Origin of the sequence: Rhizobium centroccidentale, from assembly GCF_030182565.1 — a bacterium.
GTDB lineage: Bacteria > Pseudomonadota > Alphaproteobacteria > Rhizobiales > Rhizobiaceae > Rhizobium.
Genome location: NZ_JAQJCG010000020.1, coordinates 1 through 16,685, shown reverse-complemented (window position 1 = coordinate 16,685; position 16,685 = coordinate 1). Strand labels below are relative to the sequence as shown.

Genomic DNA, 16,685 nt, shown 5'->3' with positions numbered 1-16,685 from the left:
CCGGGGATTTATATCAGGCCGATGACACTTATTTGACAGCCCTCCGCGTAGACCGCGACAATCCGGCCCTTGATCTTTGCTGCAGCGCAGCAGATGCTCGTCCTGATCGCAGCGGCGAATGATGCTGTCATCAAACGATGCCATGATTGCCGCGCTGTGATCCGCAGATCCGCCCCTCGAAAGGATGCTCTCATGTCAGAAGCACGGACGCCTGCCACCACCACCGACAAGATCGAAAGACTGTTTTTCCTCGATATCAACGACGGACGAATCCTCTCCTCCGCCATCGACGGCACCGATTTGAAGCTCATCGTCCAGCGGCAAGGCCGCAGCCCGGACGGCATTCTCGTCGACAGCGAGAACGGCTGGATCTACTGGACGGAGATGGGCAACGACTACAACGCCCATGACGGTTCCATCGAGTGCATGGACCTCGACGGCGGCAACCACATCACGCTGATTCCGCCGAGCAGCACGCTCGTCACGCCGAAGCAAATCCAGCTCGACCGCGACAACGGCAAGCTCTATTGGTGCGACCGCGAAGGCATGCGCGTCATGCGCGCCAATATCGACGGCAGCGATATCGAAACCCTGGTGCAGAATGGTGAGGGCCCCGAAGACAGCGCCGATATCGAACGCTGGTGCGTCGGCATCGCCCTCGACCTGCCGCTCGGCCAGATCTACTGGACCCAGAAAGGGCCGCCGGATGCCGGTCTCGGCCGCATCTTCCGTGCCGGCATCAATATCCCGGCCGGCGAAACCGCGACGAGCCGCAGCGATATCGAAATTCTGCTGGATAAGCTGCCGGAACCGATCGATCTTGAGCTAGATCTCGCCACCCGCACGATCTACTGGACCGACCGTGGCAATCTCCCCCGCGGCAATACCGTCAACCGCGCAGCGATGAACGATATCGCCGCAACCTCCGAAGTCGTCCTCGAAGGCCTCGACGAAGGCATCGGCCTCTCGCTCGACCTCCCGAACAACCGCATGTTCTTCACCGACATCGGCGGCAATCTCTATTCCGCAAGCCTAGATGGTTCAGGCGAGCGCGAGCTCCTGCACCATGCCGGCTCGTTTACGGGAATTGTTTACGCGGAGGTTTGAGGTTTCCAATCGATTTCATACCTGGCGTGGCGCGTTGGGGCCGACCCTCGTCCTTCGAGGGTCGCTCCTTCGCTAAGCTCAGTCTCTCCCACCTCAGGATGAGGGCGGAAAAAGCCGCTCACTCGAAACGACTCGTACTTAGCTTCGTTTGGCAGAAAAGATTAGCCCTCACCCTGAGGAGGGTCCGAAGGACCCCTCGAAGGGCGAGAGCGGATGAGGCCCTGATCAGTTACCCTTGCGCACGCCATCGAGCAGATGCGGCAGCGACTTGACGCCGTCATCGCGCAATTCCGCCGGCAGCAGTCCTTCCGGCAGATCCTGATAGGAAACCGGACGCAGGAAGCGGCGGATGGCGAGCGTGCCGACCGAGGTCGTACGGCTATCCGAGGTCGCCGGGAAAGGCCCGCCATGCACCATGGCATGGGAGACTTCGACGCCGGTCGGCCAGCCATTGGCGAGGATGCGCCCGGCCTTGCGTTCCAGCACCGGCACCAGCTTGGCGGCGGTGGCATAGTCATCCGCTTCGATCTGCAGCGTCGCGGTCAGCTGGCCCTCGAGCTTCTCAGCAACGGCGATCATCTGCTCAATGTCCTTGCAGCGCACGAGAAGGCTTGCCGCGCCGAAAACCTCGTGCCCAAGGCGCTCATCGGCCAGGAACTCCTCCGCTTCCGTCTCGAAGAAGATGCCCGGGCTCCGGTTGACGCCTTCAGCCGGAGCGCCATGAGCGACGGTCTTGACCGCCTCATGTTCCGCCAATGCGGCAACGCCCTTGTCGAAGGCGGCGTGAATCCCGGGCGTCAGCATCGGTGCGGGCGCGCGGCCGGTCAGCGCATCACTGGCAGCCTGGACGAAGCGGTCGAGATCCGGGCTCTCGATCGCGAAAAGCAGCCCCGGATTGGTGCAGAACTGGCCGGCACCGAGCGTCAGGGAGTCGATGAAGCCCGTACCGATCGCCTCTGCGCGCGCAGCAAGCGCGGCAGGGAAGAGGAAGACGGGGTTGACGCTGCTCATCTCGGCATAGACCGGGATCGGCTCCGGACGAGCCGCGGCAATGGCGCCGAGCGCCAGGCCGCCACCGCGCGAACCGGTGAAGCCGACAGCCTTGATGCGGGGATCGCGCACCAGCGCAGCACCAGTCTCGTTGGCACCAGTCAGCAACGAGAACGTGCCTTCTGGCAGGCCGGATGCGGCCACGGCGGCACGGATGGCGCGGCCGACAAGCTCGCCCGTGCCGGGATGGGCAAGATGGCCCTTGACGACGACCGGGCAACCGGCGGCAAGTGCCGACGCCGTATCACCGCCTGCAACCGAGAAGGCGAGCGGGAAGTTGCTGGCGCCGAAGACGGCGACCGGGCCGAGCGGGATCTGGCGCAGGCGCAGGTCCGGCCGCGGCAGCGGCTTGCGCTCCGGCAAGGCCGGATCGACGCGCAGATCGAGCCACTCGCCGGCGCGGACCACCTGCGCGAAGAGCCGCAGCTGGCCGACGGTGCGTGCACGCTCGCCCTGCAGACGCGCCACCGGCAGGCCAGTCTCCTCCGTCGCGCGCTCGATCAGCGCATCACCGATGCCAATGATATTGTCGGCAATCTTTTCGAGAAATGCCGCGCGCTGCTCCGGGCTGGTGGCGCGGTAGACATCGAACGCCTGGGCCGCCAGCTCGCAAGCCTTGGCGACATCGCTCTCGCTGGCGATCGCAAAGGCCGGCTCCAGGTTTGCGCCGGTCGCCGGGTTGACGGCACGCACGGTTCTGTTGCCACCGGTAGAATCTGAGCCGATCAGCAGATCGCCGCGAATCTCGAAAGACTGTGTCATGGATATTCCTTAATGATGTCGGAGCGCTAAGGATTGCGCTGCGAGAGCAGATAGCAGGATGGGATGACAGATATAAGATGATAATCGTCATCTAATTATCAAGGTGCAAGTCCTGAGATCAAGGCGTCGGCGTCAATTAATCATACTTTTTCTGCATATGGCGCTGCCGCTTCTTTCGTGCCAATTTAACGCCCATCCGAAAGACCGAGTGCGACCAAGTCCCCATGTCCATTGCGCTTCTTGGCAATCCGATCGTCCAGTTCTTCATTCTGGTTGTCGTCGGCACATTCGTCAGCCGCGTCATGCTGCGTCATCAGCGGGCCGGCCGTCTGATCGGCCAGATCGCTTTCTTCGTCTGCCTGACGGCACTTTTGTTCTATCACGGCATCGTCCCCTATGAGCCGAGCCCACCGCAGGACTCGGTGACGCTGCGCACCTTCACGGGCTTTGCCAAGATCGTCTGGTGGGTCAACGGCGCCTGGGTGCTGATCGCCTGCGTGCGGCTGTTCCTGATTTTCGAACGCAAGCCCCGAGAAGGCCGGCTGCTGCAGGATCTGATCGTCGGCGTCATCTATCTCGGCGCCATTCTCTCCATCGTCGGTAATGTCTTCAGCGTCCCGATCGGTACGCTGATCGCAACATCGGGCGTCTTCGCCATCATTCTCGGTCTCGCCTTGCAGAGCACCCTCAGCGACGTCTTCTCCGGCATCGCCCTCAATCTCGGCCGTCCCTACTCCGTCGGCGACTGGATCGTCCTCGAAAATGATGTCCAGGGCCGCGTCGTCGAAACCAATTGGCGCGCCACGCAATTGCTGAGCGGCACCAACGATCTGATCGTCATTCCGAACAGTATCCTTGCCAAGACGCGGCTGACGAATCTTTCCTCACCCGACGAGAGCCACGGCGCAACCGTCACCGTACGCATCCAGCCGACCACCCTACCGCGCATCATTGCGGATGTGATGCAAAACGTCTTGATCAGCTGCAACTCGATCCAAAAGAACCCGGAACCCAGCGTCGCCATCAATTCCATCGATGGGCAGGCAATCGAACTGCAGCTGTCCTTTCGCGTGCGCGACATGTCGCTGACACAATCCGCAAAGAATGAAATCTATGATCTGCTCTTCCGCCATACCAAGGCGGCGGGCCTGAAATTCGCCGATCAGCCCGGCACTGTCGTGCTGCCGATGGAGCAAAAGACAGGAACGCCCGACGAGAAACAACATGCTCCGGGAACGCCCTGGCGATTGGTCAGCAATATCCCTCTGTTCTCATCGCTGACCGAGGATGAAAAGGAACATCTGGCGTCGCATATGCAGCGCCGGACCTACCGCAAGGATGCCGTCATCGCCGAACAGGATACCCGCATGCGGGCGCTCACGATCGTCCGCTCGGGCGTCGTCAGCATCACCCGCCGCGAAGGGCATCGCCAGATCGAGCTGACGCGCCTCGCGCCAGGGGATTATTTCGGTGAGAACGGGCTGCTGATGGGATCGGGCGAAGTCGGGACGGTTCGCGCCCTGACCTTCGTCGTCACCTACGAAATCGGCGAGGAATGTCTCGCGCCGCTGCTGCACGACCGGCCGACCCTTGCCGAAGAGCTCGGCGCCATCCTGGCGAAGCGCATAGAGGAGGAGCAGCATCTCTTCGCCAATGCCGATATGCTCGGCCATGGCGCTCATGTGACCTCGCTAAGCTCGCGCATCAAGCATCTCTTTCAGCTGCAACAGCACGATTAGGCCGCATCCGCCGCCTTTGTTGATCGTGAAGTGGCAAAGAGATTTTGCCCGATGGCGCGGGCGGTATCGAGGTGGGAACTCATATCCTGCGCTTCCGTCAACAACAGCTCGGATGTCGCAACAGGAGCGCCGCAATATCCGAAAATTCCTTGGTCGATCTGTGTCCTCATGGCGCCGAAATAGCCGTGGCGCGCATAGGTGCGCATGGTCGCGCCGCCGATAGCGACTAGGTGGATGGGAAGGCGGCGCAATCTCTTGACCGGCCTGTCATCGGGCATGTCGTCATAGGCCCAGCCATTGGTGAACACCCGATCGATCCATCCCTTGAGGAGCCCGGGCATGGACCACCAATAAACGGGATAGACCAGCACCAGCGCATCGGCACAATCGATTCGTGTTTGCTCGGCAACGACGTCATCAGGCGACGGACCTTCTCTGAGATGAGCAGCAATATCGGCAGCGCTGAACCTCGGATCAAAACCTTCCGCCGTAAGATCGGCGATTTCAAACGTGGCCCCCGAAGCCGTGATACCTTCAGCAACCTTGGCCGCGACGCCGTGGCTGAACGAATCGGGATTCGGATTGGCGACGACGATAAGCGCATGCATGTGAAAAACTCCTGCAGACAGATTGTGAGAGGCGGCTTAGTCTTATATACTTTTAGTAAGTTACTTTTGGTATATAGCGATGTCAAGCGTGCAAATGAAGAAAACGGAGCCCCGCAGCCGGCTGACGCGGGAGGAGCGCTATCGGCAGCTCATCCAGGTTGCCTGGCAAATCATCGGCGAAGAGGGAACGGAAGCCCTGACATTGGGGCGGCTTTCGGAACGTGCCGGTGTGACGAAACCCGTCGTCTACGACCATTTCACGACTCGTTCCGGCCTACTGGCCGCGCTTTATCGCGAGTACGATATCAGACAGACGGCAGTGATGGACAAGGTGCTGGATGCGAGCAGCCCGACACTGGCAGGCAGGGCCGAGGTGATAGCCGCCTCCTATGTCGATTGCGTGCTGCTGCAGGGGCGCGAAATACCCGGCATCATCGCTGCGCTCGCAGGCTCGCCGGAGCTTGAAAAAATCAAACGCGAATATGACACGGCTTTCATCGAGAAATGCCGTGCGCTGCTGGCTCCTTTCGCCGATGCAGGCTCCATCAAATCAGCGGGCCTCTGGGCGATGCTGGGTGCCGCCGAAGCGCTGTCCTATGCCGCCACGACGGGCGACATCAGTCCGCAGCAGGCAAAGGACGAACTCTGCGAAACCATCAAGGCCATGGTTACGAGAAACAGGTGAAGGCCAGTCTCGCAACGCCGCCGTATTCCAGGCAGAGCCCGGAGGCGGCAGTCAATTCGATTGCGTTGCCGGCGCTGCCTTGACCTGCACGGCATAAAACGCCTTGGCATCGCCCGTGAATTGCTCGCGCGACGCCGGCCGCGTGTAGAACATATGGCCGCCGCGATAGAGCTTCATCGCCACGCGATCCGCAAAGGCTGGGGGCATATGGTCGAGCACATATTGATTGACGCCGAAGGGAATGACGAGATCGCTGTAACCCTGCCCGATCATCACGCGGAAGGATGGTGAGAGCGATAACAGCTCCTTGAGATCGTCGCCAACACCGGCGGTCCCGCGCGAGCCGCCGTTGTGGCCGCCCCATTTCCACTCCCGGTTCACCGATGACGACAGAAGCGTATAGGTCATGTCGGTATGGAAGCCCAACTCGTCGCGGGCATAGCCTGAAAAGGCACCACCATAGGCGCGGACGAAGCCATCCAGAACGGGATCGCCGCCATGCTCGGCATCCGACTGCGGATAGGGGTCCGGTGCAAGGAACGAGGCGTCATAAGCGCTCGCCACATCGGAGCCATCGCCATCGGAATGTTTGCGATAGACTCCGCTGAGAAAGCCCTGGTTCCTGGCAACGATATCTTGGGGAATACCGGTCAGCTTCGCTACACGCCCATAGAAGGCCTGACCGGCACCTCCCGATGGCGGCCGTCTGGCAAGAGTTGGCAGATATTCGTTCAAGGCAAAAGCCTGGGCATCCTGGATTGCTTTCTCGCTAAAGGCATTTTGCCGTTCCAGCTCGGCGGCCGCCAGCGACGGCAGCTGCAAGGCAGCGCCAAGCGCATCCTCACCCCCGCCGAAGACAAACCGGCCCTCCAGTAGCGGCGACAGCATGACGATGCCGGAAATCAGAATGCCTTGGTCCTCGCGCAGGCTGTTGGCAACCTTGACCGAGCGAAAACCGCCATAGCTTTCCCCGAGAATATATTTCGGCGACGCCGCCCGGCTGTTGTGGGCGACATAAAGAGCGATCGCCTTGGCCAGGCTTTCGGCATCGCTGTCGACACTATAGAAATCATTTTGGTCGTCCGGTTTGGCGGTGCGGCTCCAGCCAGTGCCGACCGGATCGATCAGCACGAGATCGGTAAATTCGAGCCAGCTTTGCGGGTTGTCGACCAGCCTGGCATTGGCGCCATCACGCCCGTCTGCACCGAAATCGACGATACGCGGGCCGACGAGCCCGAGGTTGAGGAAGGCGGAGGCGGCACCCGGCCCGCCATTGAACACGAAGGTCACGGGCCGGTTCGCATCCCGGTTCTTGGCGACATAGGCGGTGTAGAAGATCGCGGCGCTGCGCTGCCCATCCTGACCGAAAAGATCGAGCGTACCCGCTGTCGCCGTATAGGGAATGGTCTTGCCGTCAGCATTGAGAACATGGTCGCTCAGGGCATCGGGCGGCAGGAGCGAGAGCACGCCGCTCGCGCTGGCAGGCGCGCCATGACCTTGCTCGGGCGGAGCGGCGGATGCCGTTGCCGATAACAGCGAAAAGGCCAGCGCCAGGCCGGGAACCATCTGGCGAAAAGACATGAAATCGCATCCTCCAAAGGGATCATCGCACAGACGTCGTTGCCGGCGATACTATGTCACAGACGACGAGCGCCGAAACTCAAGAGATGTTGATCGATGGTCTCGGCCATTCGAAGAAACATGCTCTTGAGGGTCTATATACCGTTTGCCAAAGTGGCATGCGCTGCGGGGACATGAGCCGATAATGAGATCGCAAGGGAAATGACGATGAAACAGGATATCGAAATCAAGACGGCCGACGGCACCGCCAAAGCCGCTATCTTCCGCCCCGATAATGGTAAATCAGCCGAGCACGGCGTGGTCCTCTATATGGATGCCATGGGTCCGCGCGCTGCGCTCGATGGCATGGCGCAGCGGCTGGCGAACGGAGGCTATGTCGTGCTGCTTCCCGATCTCTTCTATCGCTTCGGCGCCTATGGCCCCTTCGACGGCAGTGCCTTCGGCAATCCCGCCTCCCGCGAAACGATCATGGCGATGCTGCGCGGCACGACGCAGGAAATGACCAAGGCCGATAGTGCCGCCTTCCTCGACGCTCTCTCAGCCGCCGGCGCCAAAGGTACGGCCGGCGTGGTGGGCTATTGCATGGGCGGGGGCCGCGCGCTGACTGCCGCTGCCACCTATCCCGACCGCATCGCGGCAGCCGCAAGCTTCCACGGCGGCAATCTTGCGAGCGACGCGGAAGACAGTCCGCACCGGCTCGCCGCTAAGATCAAGGCCCGCGTCTATGTCGGTGTCGCCGGCGTCGACAACAGTTTTCCGCCGGAACAATCGGCGCGTCTTGCCGAGGCGCTCCGCACCGGCGGCGTCGATCACACCATCGAAAACTATGTAGGCATGGCACATGGATGGACGGTGCCGGATCATGGCGTTTATGACGAGATCGGCGCCGAAAGGCATTGGAAGCGGCTGCTGAACCTGTTCGAGGAAGCTTTGGTATAGTCGATTGATGGCGGCATCCCGTTGCCATCACGAGCGGGATGTCACCATCCGATCCAGAGATCAGAACTTGATCCTGTCGATGCTGGTCAACGTCGTCTTCTGCGAGACGCCCGGCGCATTGACCATGTGCCAGGCCACATATTGCTCGCCATAAAGCTCTGTCGACGACATGCCGTCGACCGGCAGCACGATATTCATGCCGTTGAGTGCTGCGTCCGTTGCCGTATCGAGCACCGCGCCCTCCGAGGCCGTACCTGTAACGATGATGGTCTTGATGCCCTTGTCCGAGAGAATGCTGCGCAGATTGGTGCCGATAAACTTGTCCGGCCCGGACTTGACGATCGGCTCGCTCGCCAGGGGCGCCAGCGCCGTTGCGATATCCTGCGCCTCGCCAACGCCGGCCAGACTGAAGACGACGAGCATCTCCTTGGCGCGCGCCTGATCGAGCAGGGTTTTCACCTTGGGGACGGAGGCGAGGCAGCGCGGCTTGGTCTTCACGTTGCACGGTCCCTTGGTCGGGTCCTGCGCACCGTTGAAGTCGAGGATCAGAAGCGCCGTCGTCTTCGGATCGACTGTAATCTGCTTCAGCTCCGGCGCCGCCGGCGGCTTCACCTTCTGCCAGTCGTCGATGATCGTCTGCGCGGCGGCAGGCGAGGTCAGCGCGAGACCGAAGCCCATGGAAAAAAGGGTAAAGCCGGTGCATAGCGCAAAACCCGCTCTGCCCATCACACCACCTCGACCTCCAGGCCCGTTGCTCCCTTGCATTCCGTATCTCCGTGGATTTGCGATTGTGCGGTAGAGATAGGCCACAAACCGAGGCAGGGTAACGAAACTCTTCGTGATATTACCAAAACGCGTCGCAGACACCATGAACGGCAGGGACGTTTATGGACACCAGCTTGGGAGCAACGATTCCGCCACTCCTGCTCGATCGCCAACCATCTGGGACAATCCATCGTTGACAAAAACTTGCCAACCCATAATCTGCGCCTAAGCCCTTGCGATTGCCCATTTTTCTTTTGGAGATCGGGATCATGCCGGCAAACTGCATGAGACGACTGGTTCTGGCAGGCATTCTCCTTGGCATATCTGCCTATACGGCGGTGGCCGCGCAGACGCTCGACATTATCGCGCAAAAGGGCACAATCCGCATCGGCTATATCAGCGACGAAGAACCCTTCTCCTTCAAGAAGAAGGATGGCAACCCGACGGGATATGCCATCGACCTCTGCGGCAAGATTGCCGATGCTGTCGCGGCCAAGGTCGCCAATCTCAAGCGCGACTATGTCGAAACGACGCTTGCCGATGGCTTCGATGCAGTCAAAAGCGGACAGGTCGATCTTCTTTGCGGCGCCCTGACCATTAGCCTAGGCCGGCGTCAAAGCGTCGATTTCTCGCAGCCGATCTTCATCACCGGTGCCAGCGCCCTGCTGCGCAAGGATTCACCCGATTATCTGATGGCGCTATTCCTCGACAAGCGGCTGGCGCAGGTCTCGGCCAAGGCGGCACCGGCAACGAGCACCATCGGTGTTCGTGCCAACACGACGACGGGCGCAACGCTGCGCGAGGCGCTGGGCTCCGACGTGCCGAAGACACGGATTGCCGAGTTCGCCACGCACCAGGACGGCTTGGTCGCGCTCGAAGGCCATAAGATCGATGCCTATTTCGCCGATCGTGCCTTGCTCTTCGATCTGGCTTCCCATGCCCATAACCCGTCCGCGCTGGCCATCGGCAACCGCCTCTTCACGCATGAGCCCTATGGCATAGCCCTGCGGCAAGATGACTCCGCCTTCCGCCTGCTCGTCGATCAGACATTGACCGGGACCTACCAGTCGGACGCGTTCGCCAAGCTGCTGACCACCTATTTCGGCGAAGAAGGCCCCGTCTTGCGCCGCGAGATCATGATGCAGTCGATCCCGCAATAAGCGATCGAAGAGATGCCGTCGCCTTTGCGACATGGCGATCAACGGCTATCGCCCTGCATCTCGATAAGAAACGGCCTTACGATCGTCGTGCAAGCATCTTGATTATGTCGTAGACAGGCTCTGGTCGCCGCCGCACACATCATAAAATCCATTTCCAATATCAATCAGGGTCGCACGCAATGGCAGTATTTCCTCAAAAGGCGAAGGTCGTCATCATCGGGCTTGGCGGTATCGTCGGCGCATCGATCGCCCACCATCTGATCGAGCGCGGTTGGGACGATATTGTCGGCATCGACAAATCGGGCATCCCGACGGATATCGGCTCGACAGCCCACGCATCCGACTTCTGCTACACGACTAGCCATGATTTCCTTTCCTGCTGGACGACCCTCTATTCCATCGATTTCTACGATAAGCTCGGCCACTACGCCCGCGTCGGCGGCCTCGAAGTCGCCCGCGTCGGCGATGATGACCGCATGGCGGAAATCAAGCGCAAGGTGACCTCGGGCAAGGCCTTCGGCACGCGCGTGAGCCTGGTCGACCCCGCCGAGATCAAGGAGAAATTCCCGCTGATCGAGGAAAGCATGGTTCAGGGCGGCATGTGGGACCCGGATGCCGGCCTCGTCATTCCCCGTTCGCAGACCGTTGCCGGCAAGCTGATCGACCAGGGCGAAAAGAGCGGCAAGCTCCTTTCCTTCGCCAACACGCCGGCCCAGTCGCTGATCGTTAGGGATGGCCGCATCGCTGGCGTCGTTACCCATCGCGGCACGATCGAAGCCGAATACGTGATCGTCTGCGCCGGTCTTTGGGGTCGCCTGATCGCCGAAATGGTCGGCGAAGACCTGCCGGTCATGCCGGTCGACCACCCGCTGACCTTCTTCGGCCCCTACAATGAATTCGCCAATACCGGCAAGGAAATCGGCTTCCCGCTGATGCGCGACCAGGGCAACTCAGCCTATATGCGCGACACAGGCGACCCGAAGACTGCCGAGGGCGGCCAGATCGAATGGGGTTACTACGAGGAAAAGAACCCGCGCCTCTGCCATCCCCGCGATCTCCTTGAAAAGCACGAGGCACGTCTGTCGCCCTCGCAGCGCGATCTCGACATGGAGCAGATCATCGAGCCGCTCGAGCGCGCCATGGAACTGACGCCGATCCTCGGCGAACTCGGCTACAATGAAGGCCATTCCTTCAACGGTCTGCTGCAGGTCACGACCGATGGCGGCCCATCCGTCGGCGAAAGCCAGAAGGTCCGCGGTCTCTGGTATTGCGTCGCCATCTGGGTGAAGGACGGCCCCGGTTTCGGCAAGCTCGTTGCCGACTGGATGACCGACGGCCGCACGCCGATCGACCACAACAGGATCGATTATTCCCGCTTCTACCCACATATGCTGGAAGAGAAATTCATCGAAGGCCGCTGCACCGAGGCCGCCCAGAAGATCTATAACCCCGCCGTCCACCCGCGCGAACCCTATGCCACCGGCCGCAACATCCGCCGCTCGCCCTTCTATGAGCGGGAAAAAGAGCTTGGCGGCTATTTCATGGAGCTTGGCGGCTGGGAGCGTGCGCATGGCTATGCCGCCAACGAGCACTTGCTGGAAAAATACGGTGACCGCATCCCCGTGCGTGAAAACGAATGGGACAACCGCCATTTCTGGCGCGTCTCCAATGCCGAGCACCTTGCGCTGAGCGAAGATTGCGGCATCATCAACCTCTCGCATTTCGCCATGTACGACATCGAAGGCCCTGACCATGTCGAGCTGCTAGAGTGGCTCTGCGCGGCCAAGATCGGCGGCGACGCCAATATCGGCAAGGGCATCTACACCCACTTCCTCGACGACGAAGGCATGGTGCGCGCCGACTTCACCGTGATCCGCATGGCCGACCGCTGCCGTCTGATCGACGGCGCCGATGCCGGCCCGCGCGATTTCCACTACATGCGCCGCGTTGCTGAGGACAAGGGCTTTGACGTCACCATCACCGATGTCACCGAACGCTATGTGACGATCGGCATCTGGGGACCGAATGCCCGCACCAACCTGCAGAAGGTCGTCGAAAGCCCGGAAAACCTTTCGCACGAAAACTTTCCCTTCGCCGCGATCAAGCAGATCCGCATTGCCGGCAGGAACGTCGCGGCATTCCGCATCTCCTATGTCGGCGAACAGGGCTGGGAACTGCACATGGCCTATGGCGATGCACTAGCCGTCTGGGATGCGCTGCGCTCCACCGGCGCCATCGCCGTCGGCGTCGAGACCTATGCCAACAGCCGCCGCATGGAAAAGAGCCTACGCCTGCAGAATGCCGACCTGCTGACGGAATATAATCTGCTGGAAGCCGATCTCGCCCGCCCGAAGGTCAAAGACGCCGATTTCTGCGGCAAGGCGAAGCACCTCGAATATCGCGCCCGCGAACACCAGCCGGCCATGCTCTGCACGCTCGTCATGACCGATAATATCGACTCCAACGGCGTCGCCCGTTACCCCGTCGGCATTCTCCCAGTCATGGATCCCGAAACCGGCGAAACCCTGGTCGACGACCTCGGCCGCCGCTCCTTCACCACCTCGATCGCCTACGGCCCGACCATCGGCAAGAATATCGCACTCGCCTATCTCCCATGGTCCTATGCCCAGGAAGGCCGCAAGCTGAAGGTCGAATATTTCGGCGAGACCTACCCGGTCGAAGTCGCCGGCGTCGGCTACAAGCCGCTCTACGACGCAGAGAACCTGAAGCCGAGAAGCTGATTTCTGAAGCGATTCAGTTTTTCACGGAATCTCTGAACCGCTCTATCTCTTTGTTATCTCGCAATTCCGGACGGAAAACCGCTACCCACTTTTCCTGGAATTGCTCTAACGAACCGGAAAGCGAGGTCATGCCTGGCTTTCCGGTTGTCTGTCGGGCGGACGTCTGTCAGGCCGTGTGATCGATGATGGCCTGCACGATCTCGTCAATGTCGAGCTCGTGGATTTCGTGCCCTCCGCCTTCGACTCGGTGCAGCCGCGCACCTTGCACGACCCCAGTGAAGGCCTCGCCGTGCCCTATGGGAAACAGCGGATCGGCCGTGCCATGGATCGCAAGGACCGGCAGCTTGATATCGGAAGCGTGAAGCCTCGCTGGCCTGTCCTCGCTCACCAGCGTGAAGTGGTTCGTAGCACTGGCAAATGACGGCGCCCGCGCCATGTCGCGGGCGATCAGGGCCCTTGCAGCATCAGGATCGTGCGGATGCCGAGTGCCGGCCAGCATCGCCGTATCGCGACGCAGAAAATCGGCAATAGCCTCGAGGTTCGACCAGTCGACTGCTTCGGCAGACCTGGAATGCTCTTGATAGGCCTCTGTCGAGGAGGGCAAGCCCCCGACTCCGAGCGGTGATGTGCTGATCAGCGTGAGTGTCCGTACACGCGGGGGATAGCGCAATGCGACTTCTTGTGCAACCGCGCCGCCCATTGATATGCCCGCCACGTGCGCCGTTTCCAATCCGTAGCCGTCGAGAATGGCGATGGCATCGTCGGCCAGGTCGTCGAACGAATAACGCGGTTCGCCCCTCGGATAGTGTGTCGAGAGGCCGGTATCGCGCTGGTCGTATCGGATCACATAGCGCTGGCGGGCGGCAAGAGCCTCGCAGAACCTGTCCGGCCACCACAGCATCGAAGCCATCATTCCCATGATCAGTATGATGGGCGGGCTGGAGGGATCACCGAAAGCCTCCGTCTGAAGTTTCGCGCCCTTGACCTCGATTGACGTCTCGGTGGCGGCGAATGATCCCATTTGTTCCATGAAAAATCCATCCGATTGCAAATTGCAACTGGAATCCATGTTGCATAACTGATCCTGTTATGCAATCAGTTTATGAGGAAGCTACAACACGGGGTATCGACGTCCATCAGAGCAGTTTCAGAAAAATGCCCAGCGGTTTCCATCCGGAATTGTGTAAGAACAATGCGTTAGAACTGCTCGCAGGTCTTGCGAGAAGTGATCCCGATGGCGATTGAGACGAAATGAGGGAGGCTTGTAGTGCTGCAATGTGCTGATTTTTACGACGCTGAACTATCACGGCATAACCGGCATTTGCGAGCCGTCGCCCGCGTCCGGACGCATGACCGGATACTCGATATCGGCTGCGGCGCTGGACAAACCACTCGGGAAGCAGCTCTTGCTGCAACACAAGGCAGCGCGGTCGGCGTGGATACGTCCGCCGAGATGCTTGAGATTGCGCGCCAACGTAGCGCTGAAGCGGGATTGCGCAACGTCGGCTTCGAGCTGGGTGACGCACAAGTCCACGAATTTCCAGCCGCCGGCTTCGACCTATGCATCAGCCGGTTCGGCGTCATGTTCTTTGCCGATCCGCAGGTAGCATTCGCCAATATCGCCCATGCAATACGCCCGAGCGGACGCATCGCCTGGATGGTATGGCAAAGCCAGGAGCGCAACGAATGGTCTGGCGCAATCCGGAATGCGCTGGCTGCGGGAAGCGCAATTCCAGAAAATGCCGGCAAGCCGTTTTCACTTGGCGATCGCACCATAGCCAAAGAACTGCTAAGCGCCGCCGGCTTCATCTCGATCGACTTTATAGAGGTGCGCGAACCAGTGTTTTATGGGGCCAATGTCGATGCCGCCCTTGATGCCCTTGCCGGCCTCTACATGGTCAAGGACGCGCTCGTGCACACCGATGAGGCGCCCGACCAACCACTGCAGCGACTGCGTGATTTACTGGAAGCGCATATGACCTCCGAAGGCGTGCTCTTCGACTCCCGCGCATGGATCATCACCGCTGAGCGAGGCTGATGCCTGAGAAAGCGTAGCTCGCTAGCGAAATGGAACTGATTGCAAAACGTCAAGAGTCGGTCATTCATTCAGAACTGGTTTCGCCGGGTACCGTGCAGAGATGTACGCAAACTAATTCAGTCCGCAGACTGTATCCCAATCTAGAAGCAAAAAGGTTCCCTTGCGTGACCGGAGTGTATGCGCATATATACGCATACAAACTCCTCCAGGAGAATCAAATGGCAATCAATCGACTGAAGCATTTCCGAGTTATGAATGCCGAGACCCAGACCCAGGCAGCCAAGGCGGCGGGCGTGACGCAACCGACGTATCAGCGCTGGGAAACGGGCAAGGCCGAGATTCCGACGAGCTACCTTGCCAAGCTCGCAAAGCACTTCAAAACAACCGAATTGGAATTGCTTGGTCAGCATCCACCAAAAAAGGCAGCGTTCTATGATGATAGTGCCCCGCTGGATCTACAATATTACGGTGAGTGTGCAGTGCATTTCGTCGGTGGCGGTGAGCCGTTGGTGCTTTCGATTTCAAAAGCGGCCTACGCTCAAGCCTATAGCGAGTTGCAGAGCGACAAGCGATTCATCGTGATCAAAGACCTGGGCAACCGTACCGTCGCGATCCGGCGCAAAGCGATTTCTGAGTTTTATTTTTCCAGTGAAGCTTATGACACCTACGGACCGGATCATGATGACTACAAACTGGCAACGCCAATTCAGATGCCCGACACCCGCGACTGGGCGATCGTAGAGGCCATCCTAAATGAAGAGGCTGTGGGCGACGACTACACTTCGGATTTTTCTGAGGACGATGTTGAGCGGGTCCAACGTCAGATCATGATCACCGATGAGCAGTTCGATGAACTGGTCGCCAAGGGAGCTATCAAACCCGAGGACCTCCCGATTGAAAAGGCCAGGAGCGCGAGGGAAACCGATGAGATTATGGCCCTCACGCATACAGTGACAGTTCAGTTCTCGACCGGCAAGCGGCGAGAAATCACTTATGTCGAATGCAACCTTTTCGAGTGCATCGAGCCGCTTATCGATATCTATTATCCTCACAGCGGGAACGATGACGACCAACCAAACATGATCCGGTTACCATATGAGGGCTATCATCGCACCGCGTTCTTCAACCCTGACGTATTAGATTATATTTCATTCCCGACGCACAAAATTGAAGAGGATGAAGTCGACAGCTATGACGACGGCCTTATCGACGACAATGAAGCCAATGGTGACGATGCCGTAGCTATCAAGCCACTGAAGACAAAAAGAGGAAGGAGACGAAATGAGAACTAACGTATCGCTATCCTTGCCCTGCGGCCTTGATGTGATGTTATGTTGGGCATTCTGACGCGCTAGGATTGCCAGCGAAGAAGAAGTCTTCGCGCCCGCGATAATGGCTTTGGAGAGGGAAAGATTGGTTGCGGGGGCAGGATTTGAACCTGCGGCCTTCAGGTTATGAGCCTGACGAGCTACCGGGCTGCTCCACCCCGCGTCACCAGCGTAAACCGCGA

Annotated in this window: 13 protein-coding genes and 1 tRNA gene; 8 read left to right on the top strand and 6 right to left on the bottom strand. The window is 59.8% G+C overall.

All coding sequences use genetic code 11. The annotated features are described in order from the left end of the window. Positions 1 to 192: 192 nt before the first annotated feature. Positions 193 to 1,107, top strand: a complete 915-nt coding sequence (locus tag PH562_RS23060) for a YncE family protein (protein ID WP_285175929.1) — start codon at positions 193 to 195, stop codon at positions 1,105 to 1,107. Positions 1,108 to 1,332: 225 nt separating this feature from the next. Here PH562_RS23060 and PH562_RS23055 read toward each other — a convergent pair whose 3' ends face one another. After that, positions 1,333 to 2,919, bottom strand: coding sequence for an aldehyde dehydrogenase (NADP(+)) (locus PH562_RS23055; protein WP_285175928.1), 1,587 nt, complete (start codon positions 2,917 to 2,919; stop codon positions 1,333 to 1,335). A 224-nt stretch (positions 2,920 to 3,143) separates the two neighbouring features. On the opposite strand from PH562_RS23055, the gene PH562_RS23050 reads away from it, so the two are divergent. Continuing rightward, positions 3,144 to 4,658 carry a mechanosensitive ion channel family protein gene (locus PH562_RS23050; protein WP_285175927.1) on the top strand — a complete coding sequence of 505 codons (1,515 nt, stop codon included), beginning with the start codon at positions 3,144 to 3,146 and terminating at the stop codon, positions 4,656 to 4,658. Here PH562_RS23050 and PH562_RS23045 read toward each other — a convergent pair. After that, the gene (locus tag PH562_RS23045; protein ID WP_285175925.1) at positions 4,655 to 5,266 is read right to left on the bottom strand and encodes an NAD(P)H-dependent oxidoreductase; all 612 of its coding nucleotides are present in this window, start codon (positions 5,264 to 5,266) and stop codon (positions 4,655 to 4,657) included. The genes PH562_RS23050 and PH562_RS23045 overlap by 4 nt on opposite strands. A gap of 94 nt (positions 5,267 to 5,360) precedes the next feature. Here PH562_RS23045 and PH562_RS23040 point away from each other — a divergent pair, with 94 nt between their 5' ends. Further along, entirely contained in the window at positions 5,361 to 5,951 is a 591-nt protein-coding gene (locus tag PH562_RS23040) for a TetR/AcrR family transcriptional regulator (protein ID WP_113230916.1), read from the top strand. Between the two features lie 51 nt (positions 5,952 to 6,002). Here the strand turns inward: PH562_RS23040 and PH562_RS23035 are convergent, their stop codons facing one another. Next, positions 6,003 to 7,532 carry a S10 family peptidase gene (locus PH562_RS23035; RefSeq protein WP_285175923.1) on the bottom strand — a complete coding sequence of 510 codons (1,530 nt, stop codon included), beginning with the start codon at positions 7,530 to 7,532 and terminating at the stop codon, positions 6,003 to 6,005. 207 nt (positions 7,533 to 7,739) lie between these two features. Here PH562_RS23035 and PH562_RS23030 point away from each other — a divergent pair, with 207 nt between their 5' ends. Further along, complete coding sequence (locus PH562_RS23030) at positions 7,740 to 8,471, top strand: dienelactone hydrolase family protein (RefSeq protein ID WP_285175921.1); 732 nt, start codon at positions 7,740 to 7,742, stop codon at positions 8,469 to 8,471. A 60-nt stretch (positions 8,472 to 8,531) separates the two neighbouring features. On the opposite strand, the gene PH562_RS23025 is transcribed toward PH562_RS23030, so the two are convergent. Then, on the bottom strand, positions 8,532 to 9,197 hold the full coding sequence (locus PH562_RS23025) for an isochorismatase family protein (protein ID WP_285175919.1): 666 nt from the start codon (positions 9,195 to 9,197) through the stop codon (positions 8,532 to 8,534). 308 nt (positions 9,198 to 9,505) lie between these two features. On the opposite strand from PH562_RS23025, the gene PH562_RS23020 reads away from it, so the two are divergent. After that, the gene (locus PH562_RS23020) at positions 9,506 to 10,396 is read left to right on the top strand and encodes an amino acid ABC transporter substrate-binding protein (RefSeq protein WP_285175917.1); all 891 of its coding nucleotides are present in this window, start codon (positions 9,506 to 9,508) and stop codon (positions 10,394 to 10,396) included. Positions 10,397 to 10,575: 179 nt separating this feature from the next. After that, positions 10,576 to 13,137 carry a GcvT family protein gene (locus tag PH562_RS23015; protein ID WP_285175916.1) on the top strand — a complete coding sequence of 854 codons (2,562 nt, stop codon included), beginning with the start codon at positions 10,576 to 10,578 and terminating at the stop codon, positions 13,135 to 13,137. 166 nt (positions 13,138 to 13,303) lie between these two features. Here the strand turns inward: PH562_RS23015 and PH562_RS23010 are convergent, their stop codons facing one another. Further along, positions 13,304 to 14,167, bottom strand: a complete 864-nt coding sequence (locus PH562_RS23010) for an alpha/beta fold hydrolase (RefSeq protein ID WP_285175914.1) — start codon at positions 14,165 to 14,167, stop codon at positions 13,304 to 13,306. A 237-nt stretch (positions 14,168 to 14,404) separates the two neighbouring features. On the opposite strand from PH562_RS23010, the gene PH562_RS23005 reads away from it, so the two are divergent. Beyond that, entirely contained in the window at positions 14,405 to 15,175 is a 771-nt protein-coding gene (locus PH562_RS23005) for a class I SAM-dependent methyltransferase (protein WP_285175913.1), read from the top strand. Positions 15,176 to 15,393: 218 nt separating this feature from the next. Further along, positions 15,394 to 16,467: a helix-turn-helix domain-containing protein gene (locus PH562_RS23000; RefSeq protein ID WP_285175911.1), complete on the top strand. Its 1,074-nt coding sequence runs from the start codon at positions 15,394 to 15,396 to the stop codon at positions 16,465 to 16,467. A gap of 122 nt (positions 16,468 to 16,589) precedes the next feature. On the opposite strand, the gene PH562_RS22995 is transcribed toward PH562_RS23000, so the two are convergent. Further along, positions 16,590 to 16,666 (bottom strand) — tRNA-Met (locus tag PH562_RS22995). Positions 16,667 to 16,685 lie beyond the last annotated feature (19 nt).

Excerpts from the sequence above, each read along its gene's own strand:
- PH562_RS23060 (WP_285175929.1), top strand. The coding sequence starts at position 193 with ATGTCAGAAGCACGGACGCCTGCCACCACCACCGACAAGATCGAAAGA.
- PH562_RS23030 (WP_285175921.1), top strand. The coding sequence starts at position 7,740 with ATGAAACAGGATATCGAAATCAAGACGGCCGACGGCACCGCCAAAGCC.
- PH562_RS23020 (WP_285175917.1), top strand. The coding sequence starts at position 9,506 with ATGCCGGCAAACTGCATGAGACGACTGGTTCTGGCAGGCATTCTCCTT.
- PH562_RS23000 (WP_285175911.1), top strand. The coding sequence starts at position 15,394 with ATGGCAATCAATCGACTGAAGCATTTCCGAGTTATGAATGCCGAGACC.
- PH562_RS23045 (WP_285175925.1), bottom strand. The coding sequence starts at position 5,266 with ATGCATGCGCTTATCGTCGTCGCCAATCCGAATCCCGATTCGTTCAGC.
- PH562_RS23050 (WP_285175927.1), top strand. The coding sequence starts at position 3,144 with ATGTCCATTGCGCTTCTTGGCAATCCGATCGTCCAGTTCTTCATTCTG.
- PH562_RS23055 (WP_285175928.1), bottom strand. The coding sequence starts at position 2,919 with ATGACACAGTCTTTCGAGATTCGCGGCGATCTGCTGATCGGCTCAGAT.
- PH562_RS23035 (WP_285175923.1), bottom strand. The coding sequence starts at position 7,532 with ATGTCTTTTCGCCAGATGGTTCCCGGCCTGGCGCTGGCCTTTTCGCTG.
- PH562_RS23015 (WP_285175916.1), top strand. The coding sequence starts at position 10,576 with ATGGCAGTATTTCCTCAAAAGGCGAAGGTCGTCATCATCGGGCTTGGC.
- PH562_RS23025 (WP_285175919.1), bottom strand. The coding sequence starts at position 9,197 with ATGGGCAGAGCGGGTTTTGCGCTATGCACCGGCTTTACCCTTTTTTCC.
- PH562_RS23010 (WP_285175914.1), bottom strand. The coding sequence starts at position 14,167 with ATGGAACAAATGGGATCATTCGCCGCCACCGAGACGTCAATCGAGGTC.
- PH562_RS23040 (WP_113230916.1), top strand. The coding sequence starts at position 5,361 with ATGAAGAAAACGGAGCCCCGCAGCCGGCTGACGCGGGAGGAGCGCTAT.